This is a genomic window from Sinomonas sp. G460-2 (assembly GCF_047759905.1).
GTDB lineage: Bacteria > Actinomycetota > Actinomycetes > Actinomycetales > Micrococcaceae > Sinomonas.
Map to the genome: position 1 here is coordinate 1 of NZ_JBKZWT010000277.1, position 4,761 is coordinate 4,761.

A 4,761-nucleotide genomic window follows, 5' to 3' on the forward strand; every position below is an offset into this window, starting at 1 on the left:
TCAGTACCGGCCTTATCAGTACCGGGCTGATCAGTGGCCCGGAGTCGCGGCCTCCTCGAGGAAGTCGTCCGACTTGGCGGCACGGAAGTGCTTGGTCAGGTACATCATGAGCGCCGCAAGGAAAGCGAAGACACCGAGGGAGACAACGCCCCACACGCCACTGCTCGTCTTGAACGCTTCGTTGATGCTCGTGCGCATGAGCGGCGCCACGAAGCCGCCGAGGTTGCCGAGCGAGTTGATGAGGCCGATGCCGGCCGCGGCGGCAGCCCCCGTGAGGAACGAGGTCGGGTAGGCCCACGTGATCGGGCCCACCGTGAGGAAGCTCGCGACAGCCAGGGTGATGAACAGGATGCCGAGGAGCGGCTGGCTGTTCGCTCCCGCCCAGCCTGAGGCGAGGATGAACACGCCCGTGCCGATGTAGAGCAGGGAGCCCCAGTTCCGGCGTCGCGCGACGGTGTGCGCGGCCTTGCCCAGGAAGTAGCACGCGAAGAGGCCCACGAACCACGGGATCGCGGAGACGAGCCCAACCTCCCAGCCCACCTTCTTGCCGAGCAGACCCGCGACCTGCTGGGGCAGGTAGAACGTGGTGCCATAGACGGCGATCTGCAGAGCGAAGTAGATGACTGTGAAGTACCAGACCTTCCAGTTCGCCATCGCACGCCAGATCCCGTTCGGGCCGTCCTCGGTGCGCACTCGGTCCTCGACGGCCATGGCGCCCGAGAGCGCGGCCTTCTCGTCGTCGTCGAGGAACTTCGCCTTGGCCGGGCTGTTCGTGAGCAGGAACAGTGACGCGATGCCCGCAACGACGGCGAGGAGGCCCTCGACGAAGAACATGACCTGCCAACCGCGGGCGAAGCCGAGCGCGTCGCCGAAGCTGATGAGCCCGCCGCTCAGCGGCGCGCCGATCATCTGCGAGAACGGCTGGGCCAGGTAGAAGATCGCGAACATCTGCACGCGGACCTTGTTGGGGAACCACTCCGCGAGGAACATGATGACGCCCGGGAAGAGCCCGGCCTCGGTCACACCGAGCAGGAACCGCAGCGTCGTGAACATCGTGTCGTTGGTCGTGAACGCGAAGGCGGCCGCGACGATCCCCCAGGTGATCGCGATGCGGGCGAGCCAGAAGCGCGCGCCGAAGCGCTTGAGGAGGAGGTTGCTCGGCACTTCGAACAGCGCGTAGCCGATGAAGAAGATGCCGGCTCCGAGTGCGAAGGCGCCATCGCTCACGCCGCGGTCCACGCGGAGGGCGGCCTCGGCAAAGCCGACGTTCGTCCTATCGAGGAACGCGACGAAATAGAGGATGACGAGCATCGGCATGAGATGCCGCGCTGCCTTCGAGATGGCGGACTTGAGCGCGCCGTCCTGCAGGGATGGCGCAAGAGTCCGCTCGGCGGATGAGGACACGTCAGCTCTCCTTTGAGATGAACCTTCGGGGTTGACCCTTGTGGGTTGAACGTTGCTTGAGTGATGGTGCGCGTGCGTTGCAGGTACTGCCAGGTTGGTGCTGTGCGGTGGTGCTGTGCGGTGGTGCTGCCAGATTGGTGCTGTGCGACGCCCTGGGTGCGAGGGCCGCGGGTGCAGGGCCTAGCGGCCCTGCACGATGGTGACGACGCCGAAGACGACGAACACGATCCCGATCGCGAGGAACGCGAACCGTGACTTCGACCACGTGCCGAAGAGGGACTTCACAACGGGTACTCCTTTCGTGATGCTGTCGAACCGGGCAGGCTGCCCGAACCGGGCATGCTGCCCGAACCGGGCATGCTGCCCGAACCGGGCATGCTGCCCGAACCGGGCAGGCTGCCCGAACCGGGCATGCTGCCCGAACCGGCCCGCGGCTTGCCCGGGCCGCGTGCCAGGCTCAGTGCATGTAGAGCCCGCCGTCGACGTTCAGGGTCTGGCCCGTGACGAAGCCGGCGTCCTCGCTGATGAGGTACGCGATGGCCGCGGCGATGTCGCGCGGAGTCCCAATGCGCGGCAGCACGCCGTCGGCCGCCATCTTCTCCTTGCGCTCCTCGGTGAGGGTGCCGCCCATGATGTCCGTGTCGATGGGCCCGGGGGAGATGACGTTGACCGTGACGCCCTGATGGCCGAGCTCGCGCGCGACGCTGCGGGAGAAGCCGATCACGCCTGCCTTCGCGGCGGAGTAGACCGTCTTGCTGTACGTTCCGCCGCCGCGCTGCGCGGACACCGAGGAGAGGCTCACCACGCGGCCCACCCCGTTCTTGACCATCGACTCGGCGGCCCGGCGCGTCGCGTAGTGGACGCCGTTCATGTTGATGCCCATGACCCGGTTCCATTCGTCGGCGGTGACCTCGAGGTACGGGACCGGGGAGGAGACACCGGCGAGGTTCACGAGCGCGACGATCTGGGGGAGGGTGCCCTCGAGCTCGTCGAACGCGGCGCGGACCTGGGACTCGTTCGAGACGTCCGCACCGGCGCCGGCTGCAGCGACGCCGTGCTCGAGCGCGATCTCCTCTGCGACGCGCTTCGCGGCCTCTGCCTCGAGGTCGATGATGCCGATGTTCCAACCGCGCTCGGCGAGGTAGTGCGCGGTCGCGCGGCCGATGCCCCGCGGGGACGCGGCGCCAGTGAGGACAACGGTGCGGGATTCGGGGAAGGCAGTCATGTGCGTGGTTCTCCTGATTGATCGGCTAGTTGATGGGCGCGGGGCCGAGCTCGTCCATGAGTTTCTTGATGGCCACGTAGGCCTTGTTCCGGTACGCGACGAGCTCGGGGATCCGCTCGGCGGGCACATCGAGGTAGCCCGCGCCGGACTTCGTGCCGAACTTCCCGGCGTCGACGAGCTCACGGAGCGACTCGGGCGTCGCAAATCGCTCGGGCCAGCGGGTCTGGAGCGACGCGTAGCAGAACGAGTACACGTCCAGCCCGGCCATGTCCGCGATCGCGAACGGGCCGAACGCGGGGAGTCGGAAGCCGAACGTCGTGCGGACGATCGTGTCGATGTCGTCCGCGGTCGCGATGCCCTCCTCGACGATCTGGGTTGCCTCGTGGAAGAGCGCGTACTGGAGCCGGTTGAGCACGAAGCCGGTCGCGTCCTTGACCCGAGCGGTCTCCTTGCCGGTCGCCGCGACGAGTTCCTCGACGAAGGGCAGGATCGCCCCGTCCGTCCCGGCGTGCGGGATGAGCTCGACGCCGGGGATGAACGGCGCGGGGTTCGAGAAGTGCACGCCGAGGAACCGCTCGGGCCCCGTCACCGCTTCGGCGAGGCTGCCGATGAGGATCGTCGACGTGTTCGAGCCGATGATCGCGTCGGGGCGCGCGGCGGCGCTGATGCGGCGGAGCGTCGCGTGCTTGATCTCGATCTTTTCCGGGACGGCCTCCTCGATGAAGTCGGCGTCCGCGACGGCCTCCTCGATCGAGGCAGCAGCCGTCAGGTTCGCCTCGATGCGCTCGACGGCATCGGCCGGGAAGAGGCCCTGCTCGGCGAAGTCGGCGGCCTCGGCGAGGAGCCGGTCATAGTTCTTCTTGGCGATTTCCTCGGTGATGTCGGCGATCTTGACGGTGGCGCCGGCAAGGGCGAGCGACTGGGCGATGCCGCCTCCCATGTAGCCGGAGCCGACGACGGCGATTCTGCGGAGAGTCATTGGAGTCCTCCTTTGGACCGGGCTGCTTGAGGGCCGTCAGGCCTTGGGCAGCAGGGTGCGGATGTACTTCTGATTGGCCGCGCACACGCCGAGGCTGTCGCCCCCGTAATGCTCGGCGAGGATGATGCCGTTGAAGCCGAGCTTGACGGCGTCGCGGAACACCTGGCGGTAGTTGATGAGGCCGGCCTCCATGGTCGACGGCGTCGACGTCGCCCAGGTGCCGTCCGCGGACTCGTCGCGCGCGTAGTTCTTGACGTGCCAGTAGTTGGCGTACGGGAGCGTCTTGGCGAAGAGCTCGCGCCAGTCCTCGACGGGCCGGTGCAGACGGATGAGGTTCGCGACGTCCGGGTTGAGGCCCACGTTGTCGAGGCCCACCTCCTCGACGAAGCGCACGGCGCTGTCTGCCGTGCCGAGGTACGTGTCCTCGTACAGCTCGAGCGCGACGGGCAGCCCGAGCTCCGCGGCGTGCTTGCCGAGCTCGCGGATGCGACGGACGGCGAGGTCCCACATCTCGGGATCGTCCGGATCCTTCGGCCCCTCGGCGGTCCAGAACCAGAGCGCCTTGCGCTGCGCGTCGCTGAACGGCTGGTGCAGGCCGGTCGAGAACACCTGCATGCCCCATTCGGCGGCGGCGTCGATGGTGCGGTGCGCGTAGGCGAGGTTCCGCTCGTCGTGGCCCGGCATGATGACGCTCTGGCGCTGGAGGTGCACGGACGGGATGCCCACGCCGTGGGACGCGGCGATCGCGAGGAACTCGTCGCGGCGCGAGGGCTCCAGGTCTGCGGGCCGCACGTGGCTGTCAGCGAGTTCGGCGAGCGTGAAGCCCACGTCCTCGATCTGGGCGAACATGTCGTCCCAGACCTCGGGGGAGGCCTCGTGCAGGCTCACGCCGTTGGCGTCGCGCGCCGCGAAGCCGTGGAGGCACGTCGCGATCGGCCAGGTTTCGGCGGTGTAGGGAGGGTGGTTCTCCGGCATGGTGCTCCGTTGCATCGGTGGACTGTCTGCATCGGCAGATCGGGAATGATCGTAGATCCTATAGGATATATAGTGCTCGGAATCACTCGCTGGGTCAAGGGCGGCGACGGGCCCAAGACTGCTGCAGGCAGCCGGCTAGCTCGCCCCGCGCCGCTCAGGCGCCACGACCCTGACGACC

4 protein-coding genes are annotated in these 4,761 nt (G+C 67.8%); all 4 read right to left on the bottom strand.

Annotated elements, in window-relative coordinates:
* Positions 1–30 precede the first annotated feature (30 nt).
* A complete protein-coding gene (locus tag ACLN58_RS17925; RefSeq protein ID WP_415856604.1) occupies positions 31–1,404 on the bottom strand; it encodes an MFS transporter in 1,374 nt (457 codons plus the stop codon).
* Between the two features lie 457 nt (positions 1,405–1,861).
* Positions 1,862–2,629: an SDR family NAD(P)-dependent oxidoreductase gene (locus tag ACLN58_RS17930; protein WP_415856605.1), complete on the bottom strand. Its 768-nt coding sequence runs from the start codon at positions 2,627–2,629 to the stop codon at positions 1,862–1,864.
* Positions 2,630–2,654: 25 nt separating this feature from the next.
* A complete protein-coding gene (locus tag ACLN58_RS17935) occupies positions 2,655–3,608 on the bottom strand; it encodes a 3-hydroxyacyl-CoA dehydrogenase family protein (RefSeq protein WP_415856606.1) in 954 nt (317 codons plus the stop codon).
* A gap of 36 nt (positions 3,609–3,644) precedes the next feature.
* Complete coding sequence (locus tag ACLN58_RS17940; protein WP_415856607.1) at positions 3,645–4,598, bottom strand: sugar phosphate isomerase/epimerase family protein; 954 nt, start codon at positions 4,596–4,598, stop codon at positions 3,645–3,647.
* Between the last annotated feature and the right edge of the window lie 163 nt (positions 4,599–4,761).

Excerpts from the sequence above, each read along its gene's own strand:
- ACLN58_RS17930 (WP_415856605.1), bottom strand. The coding sequence starts at position 2,629 with ATGACTGCCTTCCCCGAATCCCGCACCGTTGTCCTCACTGGCGCCGCG.
- ACLN58_RS17935 (WP_415856606.1), bottom strand. The coding sequence starts at position 3,608 with ATGACTCTCCGCAGAATCGCCGTCGTCGGCTCCGGCTACATGGGAGGC.
- ACLN58_RS17940 (WP_415856607.1), bottom strand. The coding sequence starts at position 4,598 with ATGCAACGGAGCACCATGCCGGAGAACCACCCTCCCTACACCGCCGAA.